Source organism: Staphylococcus sp. 510 (assembly GCF_057219715.1).
On the sequence record NZ_JBXVVK010000063.1, the window covers coordinates 1 to 234 of the forward strand.

The 234-nt window shown below is 41.0% G+C and carries 1 protein-coding gene; it reads left to right on the top strand.

Features of this window, described 5'->3' with window-relative positions:
* The coding region (locus tag AC2D8K_RS12650) for an Ig-like domain-containing protein (protein ID WP_484698835.1) at positions 1-234 on the top strand (234 nt) is incomplete at both ends.

Genomic DNA, 234 nt, shown 5'->3' on the forward strand with positions numbered 1-234 from the left:
GCAACAGGTAAAACAGATGATAACGGCAATTATGTCATCGATATTCCTGCCAACGAAGATCTAAAAGGCGGAGAATCATTACCAGTTACTTCAACAGATAAAGACGGTAATGAATCACAACCAACAACAACAGTAGTAACGGACACAACAGCACCAACAGTACCATCAGTGAATCCAGTGACAAGCGATGATACAACAATCACAGGTAAAGCAGAGCCAAACTCAACAGTAACA